26 protein-coding genes and 1 pseudogene are annotated in these 17404 nt (G+C 36.9%); 26 read left to right on the plus strand and 1 reads right to left on the minus strand.

What is annotated here, in order from left to right; genetic code table 11:
- The first annotated feature begins 50 nt into the window (after positions 1 to 50).
- The 25 genes from PP2015_RS19600 (at position 51) to PP2015_RS19730 (ending at position 16209) form a co-directional block, all read left to right on the plus strand.
- Positions 51 to 308 (plus strand): Imm32 family immunity protein, encoded by a 258-nt coding sequence (locus PP2015_RS19600; RefSeq protein WP_058032185.1) that lies wholly within the window; start codon positions 51 to 53, stop codon positions 306 to 308.
- A 113-nt stretch (positions 309 to 421) separates the two neighbouring features.
- Positions 422 to 853, plus strand: coding sequence for a ribonuclease E inhibitor RraB (locus tag PP2015_RS19605; protein WP_237113209.1), 432 nt, complete (start codon positions 422 to 424; stop codon positions 851 to 853).
- 123 nt (positions 854 to 976) lie between these two features.
- Positions 977 to 1468 (plus strand): hypothetical protein, encoded by a 492-nt coding sequence (locus PP2015_RS19610; protein ID WP_058032186.1) that lies wholly within the window; start codon positions 977 to 979, stop codon positions 1466 to 1468.
- Positions 1469 to 2009: 541 nt separating this feature from the next.
- The gene (locus PP2015_RS19620) at positions 2010 to 2516 is read left to right on the plus strand and encodes a hypothetical protein (RefSeq protein ID WP_058032188.1); all 507 of its coding nucleotides are present in this window, start codon (positions 2010 to 2012) and stop codon (positions 2514 to 2516) included.
- A gap of 429 nt (positions 2517 to 2945) precedes the next feature.
- Complete coding sequence (locus PP2015_RS19625; protein ID WP_058032189.1) at positions 2946 to 3386, plus strand: hypothetical protein; 441 nt, start codon at positions 2946 to 2948, stop codon at positions 3384 to 3386.
- Between the two features lie 111 nt (positions 3387 to 3497).
- Complete coding sequence (locus PP2015_RS19630; RefSeq protein ID WP_227009259.1) at positions 3498 to 3929, plus strand: ribonuclease E inhibitor RraB; 432 nt, start codon at positions 3498 to 3500, stop codon at positions 3927 to 3929.
- A 120-nt stretch (positions 3930 to 4049) separates the two neighbouring features.
- Complete coding sequence (locus tag PP2015_RS19635; protein WP_058032190.1) at positions 4050 to 4580, plus strand: hypothetical protein; 531 nt, start codon at positions 4050 to 4052, stop codon at positions 4578 to 4580.
- 123 nt (positions 4581 to 4703) lie between these two features.
- Positions 4704 to 5093: a hypothetical protein gene (locus PP2015_RS19640; RefSeq protein WP_058032191.1), complete on the plus strand. Its 390-nt coding sequence runs from the start codon at positions 4704 to 4706 to the stop codon at positions 5091 to 5093.
- Positions 5094 to 5210: 117 nt separating this feature from the next.
- Positions 5211 to 5432 carry a hypothetical protein gene (locus PP2015_RS19645; protein ID WP_058032192.1) on the plus strand — a complete coding sequence of 74 codons (222 nt, stop codon included), beginning with the start codon at positions 5211 to 5213 and terminating at the stop codon, positions 5430 to 5432.
- A gap of 117 nt (positions 5433 to 5549) precedes the next feature.
- The gene (locus PP2015_RS19650; protein ID WP_058032193.1) at positions 5550 to 5939 is read left to right on the plus strand and encodes a hypothetical protein; all 390 of its coding nucleotides are present in this window, start codon (positions 5550 to 5552) and stop codon (positions 5937 to 5939) included.
- Between the two features lie 105 nt (positions 5940 to 6044).
- The gene (locus PP2015_RS19655) at positions 6045 to 6710 is read left to right on the plus strand and encodes a hypothetical protein (RefSeq protein ID WP_058032194.1); all 666 of its coding nucleotides are present in this window, start codon (positions 6045 to 6047) and stop codon (positions 6708 to 6710) included.
- A 116-nt stretch (positions 6711 to 6826) separates the two neighbouring features.
- Entirely contained in the window at positions 6827 to 7183 is a 357-nt protein-coding gene (locus tag PP2015_RS19660; RefSeq protein WP_058032195.1) for a hypothetical protein, read from the plus strand.
- Positions 7184 to 7291: 108 nt separating this feature from the next.
- Positions 7292 to 7807: a hypothetical protein gene (locus tag PP2015_RS19665; RefSeq protein ID WP_058032196.1), complete on the plus strand. Its 516-nt coding sequence runs from the start codon at positions 7292 to 7294 to the stop codon at positions 7805 to 7807.
- A 126-nt stretch (positions 7808 to 7933) separates the two neighbouring features.
- Positions 7934 to 8497, plus strand: a complete 564-nt coding sequence (locus PP2015_RS19670; RefSeq protein ID WP_058032197.1) for a GNAT family N-acetyltransferase — start codon at positions 7934 to 7936, stop codon at positions 8495 to 8497.
- A gap of 513 nt (positions 8498 to 9010) precedes the next feature.
- Positions 9011 to 10765 carry an ATP-dependent nuclease gene (locus PP2015_RS19680; RefSeq protein ID WP_058032199.1) on the plus strand — a complete coding sequence of 585 codons (1755 nt, stop codon included), beginning with the start codon at positions 9011 to 9013 and terminating at the stop codon, positions 10763 to 10765.
- Between the two features lie 124 nt (positions 10766 to 10889).
- Positions 10890 to 11345, plus strand: a complete 456-nt coding sequence (locus PP2015_RS19685) for a hypothetical protein (protein ID WP_128724213.1) — start codon at positions 10890 to 10892, stop codon at positions 11343 to 11345.
- 108 nt (positions 11346 to 11453) lie between these two features.
- On the plus strand, positions 11454 to 11876 hold the full coding sequence (locus PP2015_RS19690; RefSeq protein ID WP_058032201.1) for a hypothetical protein: 423 nt from the start codon (positions 11454 to 11456) through the stop codon (positions 11874 to 11876).
- A gap of 102 nt (positions 11877 to 11978) precedes the next feature.
- Complete coding sequence (locus PP2015_RS19695; RefSeq protein WP_058032202.1) at positions 11979 to 12464, plus strand: hypothetical protein; 486 nt, start codon at positions 11979 to 11981, stop codon at positions 12462 to 12464.
- Between the two features lie 126 nt (positions 12465 to 12590).
- On the plus strand, positions 12591 to 13022 hold the full coding sequence (locus PP2015_RS19700) for a hypothetical protein (protein ID WP_058032203.1): 432 nt from the start codon (positions 12591 to 12593) through the stop codon (positions 13020 to 13022).
- A 114-nt stretch (positions 13023 to 13136) separates the two neighbouring features.
- Positions 13137 to 13517, plus strand: coding sequence for a hypothetical protein (locus PP2015_RS19705; RefSeq protein ID WP_058032204.1), 381 nt, complete (start codon positions 13137 to 13139; stop codon positions 13515 to 13517).
- 124 nt (positions 13518 to 13641) lie between these two features.
- Positions 13642 to 13899 carry an Imm32 family immunity protein gene (locus tag PP2015_RS19710; RefSeq protein WP_058032185.1) on the plus strand — a complete coding sequence of 86 codons (258 nt, stop codon included), beginning with the start codon at positions 13642 to 13644 and terminating at the stop codon, positions 13897 to 13899.
- 116 nt (positions 13900 to 14015) lie between these two features.
- Entirely contained in the window at positions 14016 to 14378 is a 363-nt protein-coding gene (locus tag PP2015_RS22175; protein ID WP_058032205.1) for a S1 RNA-binding domain-containing protein, read from the plus strand.
- 111 nt (positions 14379 to 14489) lie between these two features.
- A complete protein-coding gene (locus tag PP2015_RS19720) occupies positions 14490 to 14885 on the plus strand; it encodes a hypothetical protein (RefSeq protein ID WP_058032206.1) in 396 nt (131 codons plus the stop codon).
- Between the two features lie 67 nt (positions 14886 to 14952).
- Entirely contained in the window at positions 14953 to 15372 is a 420-nt protein-coding gene (locus PP2015_RS19725) for a hypothetical protein (RefSeq protein ID WP_058032207.1), read from the plus strand.
- 120 nt (positions 15373 to 15492) lie between these two features.
- Complete coding sequence (locus tag PP2015_RS19730) at positions 15493 to 16209, plus strand: SDR family NAD(P)-dependent oxidoreductase (RefSeq protein WP_083496694.1); 717 nt, start codon at positions 15493 to 15495, stop codon at positions 16207 to 16209.
- 103 nt (positions 16210 to 16312) lie between these two features.
- Here PP2015_RS19730 and PP2015_RS21745 read toward each other — a convergent pair.
- Positions 16313 to 16917: pseudogene (locus PP2015_RS21745) on the minus strand (IS110 family transposase); the annotation flags it as partial.
- Between the two features lie 124 nt (positions 16918 to 17041).
- Here PP2015_RS21745 and PP2015_RS19735 point away from each other — a divergent pair.
- Positions 17042 to 17329 carry a hypothetical protein gene (locus tag PP2015_RS19735; RefSeq protein ID WP_058032208.1) on the plus strand — a complete coding sequence of 96 codons (288 nt, stop codon included), beginning with the start codon at positions 17042 to 17044 and terminating at the stop codon, positions 17327 to 17329.
- The last annotated feature ends 75 nt before the right edge of the window (positions 17330 to 17404 follow it).

A 17404-nucleotide genomic window follows, 5' to 3' on the forward strand; every position in this document is an offset into this window, starting at 1 on the left:
GCCACAATTTTTTACCCGTTAATCGGGCGTTATATGCCAAAAGGGTTCGGATGTTAACTTTAGAAAAAGACGAAAAAGCTGAACAAGTTTTCATTCATGCATCACCAGAAAAGCTTCGCTGGTTAGCATCTCGATTAGAGGCTATTGCAGCGCAAGCCGAAAAGTCTGGAAATGCACATGATCATCTAATGACAGAAGATTGGGGTGGTCATGAGTTAACCAATGAGTTAATTGGTAACCCCGAGTCTCGAGAGATTATTAATCACCTTGTTATTTACGGCCATAAAATAGAGACAACAGGCATATAACAAAGCAAATTAAAAAGGGCGGACAAAAGTCAGTTGGCTTTGTTCGTTCCTCACAATTTTAGCCAACTAATTTTTGCCGTTTATTTGCGGCGTTATAAGTTTAGGAGAGTTCAGTGCCAAAATTCATTATTGTACTTTTCTTATTAAGTTTTAGTTTGAGTGCTCAAGAGAAAGTTATGGATAACATACCAAATAAAAATATCACGATTGAACAGCTTGATGAGATGTTCAGTAATATCGCCGAACAAGGTCAATGGGATTTATCGCAGCCATTACTTTGGGGTTACTTTTTCACTGATAATGATCTGAACAAATTAGAATTAGCTATGCCTAAAATACAGGCTATGGGTTACTCAGTCGTCGGAATATTTCAGGCTGAAAAAGAAGATGTGAATGAACCAGACTTATTTTTCCTTCATGTTGAAAAGCCAGAAATCCATGATAGTAAATCACTAGATAAAAGAAACGATGAGTTTTACATATTTGCTTATCAAAACGGCTTAGATTCATACGATGGAATGGATGTTGGGCCTGTTGCGCAATAAACTTATAACAAGTGCCTAAACCAAAGGACGCAAAACAGCAGGCTTGCGCTCCTTCGTCGCTAATTTTAGCCTGCTATTTTTCGCCGGTTAGGCAAGCGTTATACAACACTTTAAATCACCAGTATGAATCAAATTCTTAAATATTTAGCTCTACTCGTAAGTACATTAAGTTTAGTGAGTTTGTTCCAACAATTTTTTACGGTTGGTCTTTCTGGAGTGTTCTCAAGTATCTTGGAGTATTATCGGTTAGTTGCATCAGGGATATTTAAAATCTTTAATATTGATGTGCCTCAAATTCTTTTGGATTTGTGGACACTCTCTTTCATTACTTCGGCTGCATATATTAGAACTGAGAATATAGAAAAAAGCCGTCTGCTTCATAAAATAGATACAACTTCACTATATAAGCACTGGAAAATAATTTACTTTTTTATCTTAGGCTTTACTTTCATAGGTTTGGCAATTTTGTTCTCAATGTTAAACCCCCAAACTTACGTAGACGAAATGAATGAGTCACCTAACGATCTTATAAAAGGAGCTGTTTTAAACTTGGCTTTAGTTGCTAGTGCATTAGTGTTATTTTTCGCGCTGAATGCTTATGCACCATCTTTGTAGGTGTTGTATAACAATCGCATTAAGGGTGGACGCAAAAAGCTTGGCTGCGCTCATTCTTCGCTTAGTATAGCCAAGCTTTATTGCGCCACTTATGCGGGCGTTAGGTTTACATGAAAGTTGAGAGCTCAGCAAAAATTTATCAACAAAAGCGAGTTAAATTTTTACCTGTTTTAAAAACTTGTACTGCAGTTTTTATATTTGTTCTGGTGTTTCACTTCGTTTCTGACACTGAGCATATTTGGATGTTTGGACTAGCTTTTATATCGGTTGTAGTCGCGATATTCGTACAAATGTTTCTAAACACTTGCCCTAAATGTGGTGCGGCTCAATTTAAATATCTAAACTTCAATGGTAAGTTGGTTAGAAGTCAGAGTTGGGATTTAAATCCTTGCGAATGCCCTTTGTGTAAAGAAAAGCTTAAGTAAACCTAACAAACGCTTTAACCAAAGGACGCAAAACAGCGGGCTTGCGCTCCTTCGTCGCTAATTTTAGCCTGCTATTTTGCGCCGGTTAAGCTAGGCGTTAACTTCCTCGGTGGATTATGCGTAAAATTTTAATACTGTTGTTATTTTTCACTGCTGGAACAATTGCAAAAGAGGCTCCGTATAAGCATTCGATTGCTGGCTTTGAATCAGAATCAGAGCTAAAACCATTCTATTTGAAAGTAAAAGCCGCAATACTCTCAAAGAATTACGAGGCAATCGCCGCAATGCTTTCATTTCCTACTTCGCTTTATGTTGACGGTGTTCCTACGAGGGCTATATCAAAGGAAGAATTCATTATAAATGGCGATAAAATTATCAATGAAAGAATTTTGCGGGCTGTCTATTGCTCAACGTACGAAACTCTTTGGTCAAATTACAGTGGTGTAATGCTCGGACAGGGTGAGCTATGGTTCAATAAAATCAAAGAGAAAGATGAAGACCCATGGCAAACTGTAATTTGGAAAATTAATAACAAACCCAGCTTTGGTAGCAGCTCCCGTAGTGATTCTGAGTGCTTTTTCTCAGAGGAAGTTAACAAGCAGTTTAATAGTGGACAAAATTAAGTTGGCTTGGTTTCGCTCCGCTTCACATTTTAGCCAACATAATTTTGCCCATTAACAGGGCGTTATGCGTCACTTTAAATCACTGTCTTTGAAACGGTTTTTGCTTCAAGTCTTTTCTTCAAATCAGCTTTTAGGTACAGTGGCGTAATTAAGTTTTAAGTTGGTCTTGGCTTTTCGTTTTTCAATTTTAGCTGTGACCAGAAAGGTCATTCACCAGTCGAACGCTTCTTTGCAATTTCGGGTTTGGTGGGTGTTTTTTGATTTTAAGTTTGGCTTATTGGTGCAGGCGCAAGCGCTTCTAAATTTGAGTGTCAACGCATAACAAAGTCGTCAACGCGGACAAAAAAACTGTTGGCTGTTACGCTTCGCTTCACATTTTAGCCAACAATTTTTTGCCGGTTACAACGGCGTTAGTTGCCTAGGAAAATTTTGAGAATACTTTTACTTTTATTGAGCCCATTTGCTTCTTTAGCGTCACAAGAAAGCGAGGCTCCTGAAACAGTATGGGTTGAGTCACCTAAGCATTTTAACTGCAATCCTAGTGAAATCAGCTTCAAAGATAGTATTTCTATTTCTCTGGGTGAGAGCTCATTTGATGAGTTAGCTATATTTCGAGAATCAGATAAGACGTGGTTATTTTTGGTAGTTGGTGGTGCTCCTGCGGAAATGAATAGTTTAATGTCACCTTCTGAGCTGAAATCAACAAAAGTGTTGAGCTTAAACTCCGAAACCACAGGTTTTCGCTGGGAGTATAATGGTTACAATGAAAAAATATTCACAGTTTCTGGTAAATATACAGTATATAACAGTGATACTTTAGAGAGTGAAGTTGGCGGCTATAAGTGCGACATTGTTGTAACCGGCAACTAACAAGTTAATTAAACCGTGGACGCAAAACAGCAGGCTTGCGCTCATTCTTCGCTTAGTTTAGCCTGCTATTTTTCGCCGTTTATTAAGGCGTTATAAGTTTAGGAGAGTTCAGTGCCAAAATTCATTATTGTACTTTTCTTATTAAGTTTTAGTTTGAGTGCTCAAGAGAAAGTTATGGATAACATACCAAATAAAAATATCACGATTGAACAGCTTGATGAGATGTTCAGTAATATCGCCGAGCAAGGTCAATGGGATTTATCGCAGCCATTACTTTGGGGCTACTTTTTCACTGATAATGATCCGAGTAAATTAGAATTAGCTATGCCTAAAATACAGGCTATGGGTTACTCAGTCGTCGGAATATTTCAGGCTGAAAAAGAAGATGCGAATGAACCAGACTTATTCTTCCTTCATGTTGAAAAGCCAGAAATCCATGATAGTAAATCACTAGATAAAAGAAACGATGAGTTTTACATATTTGCTTATCAAAACGGCTTAGATTCATACGATGGAATGGATGTTGGGCCTGTTGCGCAATGAACTTATAACAAGTGCCTAAACCAAAGGACGCAAAACAGCAGGCTTGCGCTCCTTCGTCGCTAATTTTAGCCTGCTATTTTTCGCCGGTTAGGCAAGCGTTAGTTTTCAAAGGAGCTTTGTTTGCACCTAAAGGATAAAATTGCAATTTGGTTCTCTGCCGTTGCTATTATAATTTCTGTATTCACTAGTTATTTTCAATTTTTCCATGAGAAAAGCGAGTTGGTAATACACTCTTCGATGCTTGGTTTTATTCCTAACAAAAGTATTGAGTATGATCTTACTTTTACTAATACAGGTACTCTTCCAATTGCTATAACAAGAATTTGGGGAGTTGACTCCATAACCTCAGATTTTGAAAAATGGACTTATGATTTAGATTTAGTGAAACCCTTTGTTATTCCTCCGCAATCAATAGTACAAAAAAGAGTTACACATGAGCCGCATGTTAACCGCCATAGAAATCAATTTCATACTGGATTAAGTGTGACTATCATCGAGTCTGACAGCATAGAAACTCACAAAATAATTTGGCAAAACTCTCCAATTCCAAACAATTGGAATTTAATGGGCAAAGGTGTTTTTAACGGTAAAGTTGTCTTAACGGACAATAAAAAAGAAGTAGTTGTTAAGCCTGAAAAAATTGAAAACTAACAAGTTACTTAAAAGGACGCAAAACGCTTGGCTTGCGCTCCTTCGTCGCTAATATTAGCCAAGCATTTATGCGCCCATTAGTAAGGCGTTATACGACTATTTAGTTTGGCGTAAATTTAGAAAATGGATTTAAAAAAATTAGAATGTAATTTAAAAGGCTGTGCCAAAATTTATGGCTATGCATTAACTATTGTTGTACCTATGGCAATAGTAAAAGCTTTCTTCAATGGTGCTAATGATTTAGCTTTCATATTTGGGCTTATTTTGGGATATATCCCAATATTGGCAATCAAAGTGTTTTTCTATACGTTTGTTGAAGGGTTGCCTTTTCATAAATTTTCAAAAGGCATTCTTTGGTCTTTTTTAAGTGCAATTGCACTTGTTTCAGGTATTGGAATTTTTAGTGCAATTGAGCCTCCCATTTTTTCTTTTGGCGAATTTACAACATATATTGCGCTGTTCACAGTTTTACTTTTTTTCAACTATTTTATGTTACCTTGGAAAAAAGAGTAGTCATCGTATAACAAGCAATTAAACAGGGATTAAAAACAGCGGGCTCTTCGCTTCGCTCAATTTTAGCCCACTATTTTTAACCCGTTAATCGAGCGTTATGTGCCTCGGAGAGTGGCTGTGCTAACTATCCAAATTGAAAATTTCGAAAACTTGAAAAAAGTGTCAATGACGAAGGCGATTAATAAAAATACTCCATTAACTCTCAGAGAGTCAAAGGCGATAACTGATAAATTACTATTGGATGGTTCAGTAAAAATTAGGGTAGAGCCTTCGTATAACTTAGTTGGTTTAACTTCAGATTTAGCTATGGCAAATATTCGTTTTACCTTAATTGAGTAAGCGGCACATAACAAGGAAAATCAAAAGTGCGGACAAAAAACAGTTGGCTTTGTTCGTGCCTCACAAATTATAGCCAACTAATTTTTGCCGTTTATTTGCGGCGTTAGGTTTACTAGTTTGAATATAATTATCAAAGGGTTAAGAAATGCAATCCTTACAGGTTGGGGGTTGTCTTTTGCATATTTTTGGTACTTAGCAGATTTTAATGTGCTTTTCTTTCATTTACTTTTCGCTTCAGTTCTAGGTGGTTTAGTAAGTGTATCAGCGTTAGTCTTTTATGTGCTGCCTATACACCTTTGGTTGAGCCGTAACGAACTTGTTGGTTTACATCACTATTTAATGGTCGGTCTTGTTCCTTCTATTATATTTGTATTTATACCTTCTTTTACGGACGCAACGGGCAGGTTAATTATTGAATCAATAATAACTTATGCAGTTTTCGGTGTTACTTTAACAACAGTTTTCTGGTTTTCTGTATGTTATCGTAAACCTAACAAAGCAAATTAAAAGTGCGGACAAAAAACAGTTGGCTTTGTTCGTGCCTCACAAATTATAGCCAACTAATTTTTGCCGTTTATTTGCGGCGTTATGTTGCAAAAGGAGTCTCCAGCATTGGAAGCTATATCAACTAAAAATTTAAACTCAATGCCAGAAGTATTGCAGTTAAAAAAGCTACTTCAATCACTCGCAATGCTAGATGCAATTATGTCCCCTGAATGGGATGAACGTTTTTATTCATTCAATTCAAATTGGGACGTTAATGAGCAAATGGGTTCGATGAGGAATGGTTGTGGTGATGACTTCTATGTACTATTCAATCAAGAGGGCTGCTTTATTAAAGGTTTTGACCATGAATCTTCAATGTCATCTTGGGGTACTGATGGGCAAGTTCCATGGCCTGGTTTATTAAAAGGATTGCCTTCTGAATTCGTTACTGCCTCTAAAGAACCTGCTTTCTCAATGGATAATATTTCATTTTGTATTTGGAAACTTCATTCGGCAGACTATTGGGGTAAAGGTGACTTCGAATTTGCAGATGACGAAGATCCTGATGGTTCAGAAAATCTTTTAGAAATCTTTGACTGTAACCCTGAAACATATAGGGTATTTGCTCAAGATTATTATGAATTAGATCTGGATGTTACAACTATTGCAAAGATTTATAACCATTTACCTTTAACCGAAGAATTGGTTAAAGAATTAAATCCTGAAGTATCAATAAAACAGCTAAAAAAAGATATTTCAGAAATTGGCTACCCTTGTGTTAATGCAACATAACAAGGCAAATCAAAAAGTGCGGACAAAAAACAGTTGGCTTTGTTCGTACCTCACAAATTTTAGCCAACTATTTTTTGCCGTTTATTTGTGGCGTTATGTTGCATAAGAAAGTGTCGATGAATAATCAACTTTGCCAGAATTATCGAAAGAAAACTTTGGATACTTTAAAGTTGATCTCGTCTAGAACTGAACAACTCGACTATCAAAACAAAGTTCCAATTGCTCACGTATCGGCAGAGCTATTTTGTTCTTGGGAGTCATGCTACCAAGATGTAAAAGATCGAGATTGGTATCAGAGCACTTTCTCCAAAACAGAATTTGAAGTTTTAAAACGTTTTGACGTAATCTTCGAACAAGTTTGCTCTGAAACTGAACAAAATGTTCCTTACATTACAGAGTTTATTCAAACAAAGCAGTGGCTTACTTTATCAAAAGCGGCTAAATTGGCTCTTACGGAGTTGGCTGCAACATAATAAGTTAATTAAACAATGGACGTAAAACAGTAGGCTTGCGCTCCTTTGTCGCTTATTTTAGCCTACTATTTTTCGCCGTTTATTTAGGCGTTAGGCATATCTTTAAATATGAGAGTCATCTTTTTAATATTTTTATCCTTGTTAACTTCAAATGTTAGTGCATCTAGCTCTGAAAGGTTTCATTTTAAAGAGTGCAGATATTCGATTGCGTTGAGTAATGATTGGCGTTTCAGTAAAAAGCCTAGCTCTAAAAATAATTGTGAGTTAGAAGTTGTTAACTCAAATATAAATGCAAGTATATCAATATCAATCGGCTATAAAGAGTATTTAATTTTACTTAGTGAGCAAGGATTTGACTATTTCAATAATGAATGGGTTACAGTAGGGCGACAAGGCTCAAAGGAGAGAGCAGAAAAGGTAACTCTAAAGCATTGGCATGGTTTCAAAGGTATTGTCGCTTCGGGATGCCATAACGCAAAAGGTTATATAGGTATTTGCTCGAGAGAAATATTAGTACTGCGTGAATCCGATATCGTTGATGGTAATTCTCTAATTGTAAGCAGTTCATTTGAAAACTCCGTTGATCTAACAAAAGTTTATAATAGTATTCAGCCCGAGTATTAATATGCCTAACAAGTTAATTAAACCGTGGACGCAAAACAGTAGGCTTGCGCTCCTTCGTCGCTTATTTTAGCCTACTATTTTTCGCCGTTTATTAAGGCGTTAGGCAACACAAGGAGAGCTCTCTGTATGATTCAGATTATTGAGCCCAAAACAGAGCGACTAAAGCTTCGTCAGTGGGTTGCCAGTGACCTAGAACCATTTTTTGCTATGTCCTCAGATCCCCAAGTAATGCAATACTTTCCAAATTCACTAAGCAAGGCAGAGAGCGACTCCATCGCAGAAAAGTGTCAATCACTAATTACTGAAAACGGATGGGGTGTTTGGGCTGTTGAACTCATCGAAACCAAAGAGTTCATAGGCATTGTCGGTCTGCATGTACCATCCGAAGAATTACCGTCCTCACCATGCGTAGAAGTTCTTTGGAGGCTTGCGCAACCGCATTGGGGACGAGGATATGCCACTGAAGCAGCAACGGCTGCTCTTAAAGTAGGTTTTGAAGAACTTGAATTACAAGAAATCGTTTCTTTCGCAGTTCTGAATAATACTTCCTCCCGCGCGGTAATGGAGAGGATTAACATGATTGATACTGGCGTGACATTCAATCATCCAGATGTTCCAGCTCCTGCACATTTGAGAAAGCATTGCTTATACAAAATTTCTCGAGATAGTTGGGTGAAAAATGTTGCCTAACAAAGGTTTTCAAGTCGGACTCGTAACAGTTTTCTCTGTTCAACTTCGTTTCACATTTTAGCAAACTGTTTCTCGCCACTTAAAACGGCGTTAGTGTTCTTGGAGTTTTAGTTGAGAATTAGAGCTAGCCGACAACTCAGAGAGGAAATGTTCAAAAGAGTGCTCATCGCATTAACTTTGTTCGGCGTGGCAATATATATTTTGTCATCACCGGATGGAGTTTGCTTTGAAATATTCTTTAAAGAGTTGTGTAATTCTGAAGATAAGTCGGTTGTTCTCACATGGATTCTAGTTGCTGATTCTGTGTTGCTTGCTTATGTCATGTCGCCATTTGTTAAGTATGGCGCACTGAAATTCTTGATAAAGTCAAAAAACGAACACTAACAAAGCAAATTAAAGGTGCGGACAAAAAACAGTTGGCTTTGTTCGTACCTCACAAATTTTAGCCAACTAATTTTTGCCGTTTATTTGCGGCGTTAGCACTCTCTCAAATTTTTGGCATAAGGATAATGAATGAAGCTTGTATCTCTAAAAATGAATAACTTTCGCGCCATTAATGGCGAAGGAAATGTAATCGAATTCAAAGATAATAATATTGTTTTTCTTTTCGGAAAAAATAATATTGGGAAATCTAGCGTGTTACATGCCTACAAGTACTTTACATCACCTTCTCAAAAAGCCTTGATTACAGATTTTTATGAACAAGATACAACCAAGGAAATCGTAATAGAAGCTACTTTTCTTAAAGAAGGTAGTGATATTGATAATTTCAATGAAAAGGGTTTGGATAAATGGGTGGATGCTAATGGTTTAGTCAAGTTTAGAAAAGTGTGGAGCGAAGTTGATAAAGCTGCAACTAAAATGACTTATAGCATTGAGGAAAGTGATTTTGTTGCCGGTGGGTTTGGAGGATTAGAACCTATTCTGACAAACGCTACGCCGAATATTATTTTTATTGAGGCTATGCCGAGTGTCAAATCATTAACTGATTGGTTAGAAAAAGAAATAAAAAATAAGTTACTGAAAAAATTAAAAGATAATCATCAAGCTGAATATAGTAGTGCTCTTACGGCTATCAAGTCGTTGCAAGAAAAAGTTGAGAATGAAGGTTATCTTGGAGAAATAAGCCAGAAAGCTAATCGATACTTTAGTGAAACATTTCCCGAGCTTCAGTTAAATATACAATCAACGCCTTATAAGGAAGCAGATTTAAGCAAGGCTTTTGAAAAAGATTTCAGTGTCACTATCGGCGATAAGAAAGATGAAGAAATTAAACTTGCCGAAGCTGTTGAAGCCGCTGAAGAGCTATTAGGTGGCGATGAAAACGTTTCTAAATTAGATCGTAAATTTGATCTGCATGGTCATGGGTTAATTAGACAGGCAATAATTAATATATTGTCTTTGTTTAAAGATACTAAAGATGGTGAAAAACACATTATTTTGTTTGAAGAGCCAGAGTTGTACTTGCATCCAAGTAATAAAAGGAAGTTCAGGAATACCCTATACCAAATAGCAGAACAAGATGATTATCAAATAATTTGTGTGTCTCATGACCCTCAATTAATTGATATGAGCAGAGAGCATACCTCTTTAGCTCGGTTTGTGAAGAAAGAGAATGGTGAAACAATTATTTATCAAGCAGGCGATAATGTTTTCTCAAAAGATGAGGAAACGAAAGATCGAGTTCTAATGCTTAATCGTTTTAACCCTCACATCTGTGAAACATTTTTTTCTGATGAAGTGATTTTGGTTGAAGGTGATACAGAAGCAATAGTTTTGCGTGGCTTAATATATGAGCATTACCCAAATAGTGATTTGTTTGTGCTAAACACGGGGACAAAGAATAACATCCCATTTTTCATCGAAGTATTAAGCCATTTTAAAATAAACCAACACGTAATACATGATTCTGATGAAAGGTATCTTTACACAGAAGGACAACGGAGGTTGAAAAAAGATGGAGATCCCAAAGTTAATAGTGCTTGGACATTAAATGCTAAGATTTGGGATGCTATGGAAGCAGCAAAATCAAATGGTTCATCTGTTAAGCGCTATGTATCAGTCAGAAATTTTGAGCATAGTCATGATTATTCTCACGATCCCGATAAGGGAAAACCTTTGTCAGCATATGAGTTTTCCCAAACTCTAGATATTAGTGATGAGGAAAAAAGCATTGTGAATTTCTTAAAACAGGTTGCTGGTGATAAGCCTTATGACAATGAATATACGCAAGAGCACCTCGAAGAGATTGTTGAGGAACCGTTTTAAATAGTGCTAACAAGCCAATTCAAAGGACAAAAAATAGCAGGTTTTTGCTCCTTCGTCGCCAATTTTAGCCAGCTATTTTATTGCCTCCGATTGGGGCGTTAGGCGTACTATGAGTTTGAGTTTCGTGAAACTATTTATAATTCTAATTGGATTCTGTTGTACTCCTGTTTTTTCCGAAGAGGATGATTTTTGGGATCGTAATTATCAGCAATGTTTTCAATCTGCAGATGTTGTTGTGGAGGGAAAAGTTACGGATTTCAAAAAAATTGGGTATAACGGAAATGAGAAGTTTGGTTATACACATTACCTTATATCAATCGAAGTCTTCAAACCCATAAAAGGCTTTGAGGGTGAAAAGCTTCAATACCATGTGTGGTATGAAGGAAAAGAGCACGATATCAACGGTAGTAGTTTGTTTTGCTTATGTGCAAACAAAGATGGAGAATATGGAGATCCAGAAGGCTTTGGTCGCATGTCTTTGGGGAAGCACTATCAAAACTACTTAAATAAACGTGACTCTGGCAGTATTAAACCTATCGATGTAAATGGTAAATACTATGTCCCATATTGTAGCGCCTAACAAGTCATTTCAGCAGGACAAAAAACAGTTGGTTTTTGCTCCTTCGTCGCTAATTTTAACCAACTATTTTATTGCTTCTGAATGAGTCGTTATGTTTTAAGGAAGTCTATGCGTAAATTTTTACCTTTAGCATCGTTAATAGTGCTAATCGGATGCGCTGAAAAAGAATGGACTGAGGGTGTTTCTATTGGAGGCTTTAAGAGAGGTCTTTCTACTCAAGTTAAGTATGATATTGGTGGTAAAACTAGTTTTAAGGTATTTCTCGAAAGTGACATTTATCAAAAGCTAGAGTACCCAATAGAGATCACCATTTTTTTGAACAACGAGGTTTGTGATACTTCAGTTACAAAAGAGGCTAAATCACAAACTATTGCAAAAGTTGAATGTACCGATGATTTAGGTGCAGGATTACATACTTATGAAGTCAAGGTCACTTCAAAAAGTGGTTTGGAATACATTAGCAACGAAGATGATTTGCAATACAATCGTATCGAAGGTTCAATAACTTATACGCTAGAAAGTAGCAATTAAAACATAACAAACGCTTAAACCAAAGGACGCAAAACAGCAGGCTTGCGCTCCTTCGTCGCTAATTTTAGCCTGCTATTTTGCGCCGGTTAAGCGAGGCGTTATATGGCTCGGAAGCTCATGTATAAAATTCTAACTTTGTTATTTCTATTGAGTACAAATGTTTGTGCTGAATCGATCATATCTAAAGAAGAAGTAAATAAATTACTTCCAACTTATACTGATGGAAAAGTTGGTACTGATATTCTTTCTAAATCTCTAATTATTGGCGACGGTGTAAAGGTGTCATATGAGTTCGAGATTACATCTAAAGGTAATGGGGCGGTAATTTTACCGGGCATTCTATTAAGACTTTACGATTCATACGAAGATTTAAGTTACTTTAAAAATGGCTTGCTAAATAACGAGGTATTAGACGTAAACTCCGACGGCTACAAAGACATCCTTTTATGGGGAACTGCATTAACTTTTGACGATGATGGTAATAGCTTAGGTGAAAAGGAAGTTGTAGCCGTGTTAGTTTATTCTATTAAAGAACAAAAGTATGTTGTACTTAAAAAAAGCGAAGAAATTGATGTATTTCCTATTTGAGAAATAGCCATATAACAAGCCATTCAGGCGGGACTGCTAAAGTTTAGCTCAGTTTCGCTTCGCTACACAATTTTAGCCAAACATTATCAGCCCCTTAATGGGGCGTTATATTTCAGGGAGAGATTGGTGAAAATTTTTACTGTCTTTATTCTTTTCTTTAGTTCCTTGCTGCAAGCAAATGATATTGTATTTCTGGGGTCACCTTTTTCAGTAGTCGAAAGCGAAAAGTCATGTGATAAATATGTAGAAAGCGGTATTTGTATGGATGTTGCTTTTGAATTGAAATATAACGTCTACGAATGGTACAACGAAAACCCTGAACCAGAAATTATTGAGTTTATAGGGTTCACTCATTCAAGTGGTTTACCTAAATTCACTTCGTTCAACTTCGCTTTGGTGCACTTGAAAAAGGTAAATGATCATTATTTGGTAAAAGACATCAAGCCTGTGGTTGAATTAAAAGACGAGTATATTATTTGTGTAGATAAGCAACTGCCATATTTTAGCGAGTGTAAAAATAGGCAATCAATTAAGAGCTACTTGGACCTCAGCAACTGAAATATAACAAGTTAATTAAACAATAGACGCAAAACAGCAGGCTTGCGCTCATCTTTCGCTTAGTTTAGCCTGCTTTTTCGCCGTTTATTAAGGCGTTATATTGCAGGAGAGTACATGAGAAAAATTCTAACAAGCATATTGTTTGTTGCTGTTATGCCTGCGGCGGCAAATGATTTTTGTCAAATTGTCGATGGTTCAGTGATTATCGCGCAGGACAGTAAGAATACATATCTTGGTAAAATCATAAATAGCTTCGATAGTGAATCTATCTTTAATGAGTTTGGAACCTACGGTAACGAGTTTAGCAGCGATTCTATATGGAACGAGTTTTCGACATTCGGTAATGAATTCAATTCGTACTCTCCATTTAACGAGTTTTCATCTTCGCCGCCTATGATCATTAAAAATCAGAAGGTTATTGGATACCTATCTGCTAATGATTCTATACAGGCATCTGTAAGCCCCAATATTTTGAAAGCAATGTGTGGAGGCTAATGCAATATAACAAAGCAAATTAAAAAGTGCGGACAAAAATCAGTTGGCTTTGTTCGTGCCTCACAAATTTTAGCCAACTAATTTTTGCCGTTTATTTGCGGCGTTATATGCCAAAAGGGTTCGGATGTTAACTTTAGAAAAAGACGAAAAAGCTGAACAAGTTTTCATTCATGCATCACCAGAAAAGCTTCGCTGGTTAGCATCTCGATTAGAGGCTATTGCAGCGCAAGCCGAAAAGTCTGGAAATGCACATGATCATCTAATGACAGAAGATTGGGGTGGTCATGAGTTAACCAATGAGTTAATTGGTAACCCCGAGTCTCGAGAGATTATTAATCATCTTGTTATTTATGGCCATAAAATAGAGACAACAGGCATATAACAAAGCAAATTAAAAAGGGCGGACAAAAAACAGTTGGCTTTGTTTGTACCTCACAAATTTTTGCCAACTATTTTTAGCCGTTTATTTTCGGCATTAGGTACACAGGCAGATCGTATATGAACCAATCTATATTCAAAGCAGGGAATTACTATAAGGCTAGAATTATTCGCGTTGAACCAACGCTCGAAGCTGCATTTGTAGATTATGGAGCTGAGCGCCATGGATTCTTACCGTTAAAAGATATTGATGGATATGATAAGTCACACCACAAAGAAGGTTCTATTCTAAACGTTTGCATGAGTAAAGCCGAAAAAGGGCAAAAAGGTGCTCAAATGTTTGCTCCTATAGAAGTATCTGAAGAAGTGACAGTTCATGATCTAATAAATAAGAATACGCAGAGCTCAGACAAGATAATTCAGTTTGCATTTATTTCTACCGTTTTAGTTATTGTCGCAATTGCAGTGTTTATGAGCACCTAACAAGCCATTGCAGTGTGGTACTTTTTACAGCTGGCTTTTCACATTGCGTTCGTTATTTAGCCAACAATAAAAAAACCTGAATGGGGCGTTAGGTAACTGTTATGGTCGAGCATGTATAAAATTTTTAAGATAATTGTATACGTAACAGTAATTCTACCGTTGTTGATTGTGGCATTTATTTTTATAGCGGCATTTATTCCACCTGACCCTGAGCCGTTGGAAGTTGTTTTTAAAAACTCATGTGGTGTTGAGCTACCTTACAGTCATATTGTTATAGAAAGAGAGCCTTCTCGGGGTTTTGCCCCTCAAGGAGCCTCATACTCTGAAAAGGGGGTAGTTCAGGTTAACCTCGAAGACGCATCAGATATCCTAAGCTCTTTAGAAGGCAATACTGATTATAAATTACAAGAAGGTGTATTTGAGAAATTTCAAATTGGTAAAAAGCTTGGTACATGCAAGGTTTCAACACTGTCTGGTTATGTAGATTATCAATATGCTGTTTGGTAATGTTACCTAACAAGACCGTTGAACCAAGGGCACAAAACAGCAGGCTTGTGCTCCTTCGTCACTAATTTTGCCTGCTAAGCAAGTGTTAGTTTTATATACTGAAAAAATGACTTTTTTTACAATTGTGTCTGCCTTCTTCACCCCTTTGATAGTTGCTGAGTTTTATTCCAGCAGAGAATATGAATTGATTTTTATTGACCATTTTGAAAAGTGGGGAAAAGGAAAACTTGTAGCTTTAATCGTATCTGTTTTTTTTGTGGTCGCGCACATTATTTGGGATGGGAATGATATAGATTCAATAATATCTGTTCTGTTTGCCGGAATCTGGCTGTCTTTGGTACTTTACTCAAAACCTTTTGGTGAGTTGTTCTTAGGTAATGCTGAAATATTTAAAAAGGCAGGCTTACTCGAAGATGCGGCTTTTTTTATAGGTTGGGTCGGTATTATTCATCAAAGTATTACCTATTTTATATATTGGTATAACTAACAAGTTGCTGAATTTGGAATCCTTAAACTGCTCCGCTTTTTGCATTCCTGCTTTACAGGCAAAAAGGGGAACAGTTTATTAGACCGTTTAGCAAAGCGTTAATTTCATAATGAGGTATTTGTGAAAGCAGTAATAATTGGTGCTACATCAGGGGTTGGCCGAGAGCTTGCTAAGCTGATGTCAGCCAGTGGTTACGTCGTTGGAATAACTGGACGTCGTTCTAATTTATTAGACTCATTGGAAAAAGAGTTGCCCTCTAAATGTTTCAAATCAACAATGGATTTAACCAATATTTCTGAATCTGTCAGGGCTTTGGAGGAATTACTTGGTCGAATGGACGGCGTTGATATTATCGTGATCAATGCTGGGGTTGGCAGTATAAATCCAGAGTTTCCACTTTCTGAGGAGCTTGATACTGTGGCGGTAAATGTATCTGGTTTTACCGCAATGGCAAATATAGCCTATCACCACTTTGTTGAAAAAAAGGGAGGCCATATTGTAGGAGTATCCTCAATCGCAGCAATAAAAGGTGGGCCAGCTGCAGCTTATAATGCTTCAAAAGCCTATATGTCTATTTATCTTGAAGGTTTATCTTGTAGGACTTTATCTAAAGAAAACAATATTTATGTTACCGACATTCGTCCTGGTTTTGTTGATACCGCTATGGCGAAAGGTGAGGGAATATTCTGGAAAGCCCCGGTGGAAAAAGCCGCAAAGCAAATATTCAGTTCGATTCAAAAAAAACGTAGAGTTGCCTATATTACAAAAAGGTGGTGGTTCATTGGGCTGCTATTGTCTTGTTTACCCTTTAGCTTTTATCGCAAGATTATCAGCTAACAAGTCAAGGCTGACGGATGCTTCATGCCGCAGCTTCAAGCGTTAGGTTTAAATGATACTGATAAAGTATTCTAAACAATGAAGAGTGTTAAAGCATATAACAAACACCTCGCATAGCTTGAATGGTTTTAACAATGAATAGTATCGCCATTGATAAATATGGTGAGACAGTTTGTTGTCGAGTCGCTCCCATTTGTGATTCTCTCGTTGGTAGTTTGGATAAACTCTTGTAAAACGATTTGCTGTGCTTTTAGCTGGTATTTGGCATCTTTTAAGTCTTTCATTGCGGTTTCTCGAGCAAGAGATAAATCTCGAATAGCTTCAACTTCTGGCTCAGGTACATAAATAAGGGTTAAGTCTTCAGATTTAAGTAATTTGGCCAGTTTAAGGGCATCACGCTTGTCGGTTTTACATGCTCTCCAGATTTTTTAGGAATAAGCGAAGGAGCAACCACGTAACAACAATGCCTAGGAGAAGTGATTAAGCGATAAATCTAGTATCCACAGGGAGCAGCTTCATAAAAACATGAAGAGTTGCGTTGGGGGGGGAGATTTTGAACTGACGAATGAGCTTCTTTATAGCTAACTTGGCTGAAGATATACGTCTAAAGTGAATAGGTTCTACGTCCCAACTATCTTCAACGTAAGTGACTCCAACAAACTATTTATGTGTACCTAAGTTAATGAAAAGTATGTTATGTTTAATCAAGCTAACTACGGTTATCTAGTTATTTGACGAACTAATTATGGCTCTGGTTTTAAGTTAACCACGAAAATGCGGAGCCTAGCACCGTGTGAAAGTCATTATGTCTATACATAGCGAGGAACGTTGGTTGAAACTTTCAAATAATGGTAAACACAAGTATTTAAAGTTCTTTGGAGTTTTGTGCATCGTTTTTGGAGTTGTGAATGGAATTGACGCAATAAATTTTTTCAATGACCCACATGCGTATATTAATATTAACGGTGTTGATAGAAATGATAACGAAGCAAAATTACTCGCATTTTTCTTTCCACTTTTAATGTTAATAGTTGGCATTTTCCTTAATTTAGTATCTTTTGAAGGTGTATCAAAAGCAAACAAGGCAAGAGATAATTTTTGGTTACCATTCAGAAAATAATGGTGTGTATAACAAGCTGTTAAAATGGACGTCTTACTGCTTGGCTGAGGCTCATTCTTCGCTAATTTTAGTCAT

Origin of the sequence: Pseudoalteromonas phenolica (assembly GCF_001444405.1) — a bacterium.
Taxonomy (GTDB): Bacteria; Pseudomonadota; Gammaproteobacteria; order Enterobacterales; family Alteromonadaceae; genus Pseudoalteromonas; species Pseudoalteromonas phenolica.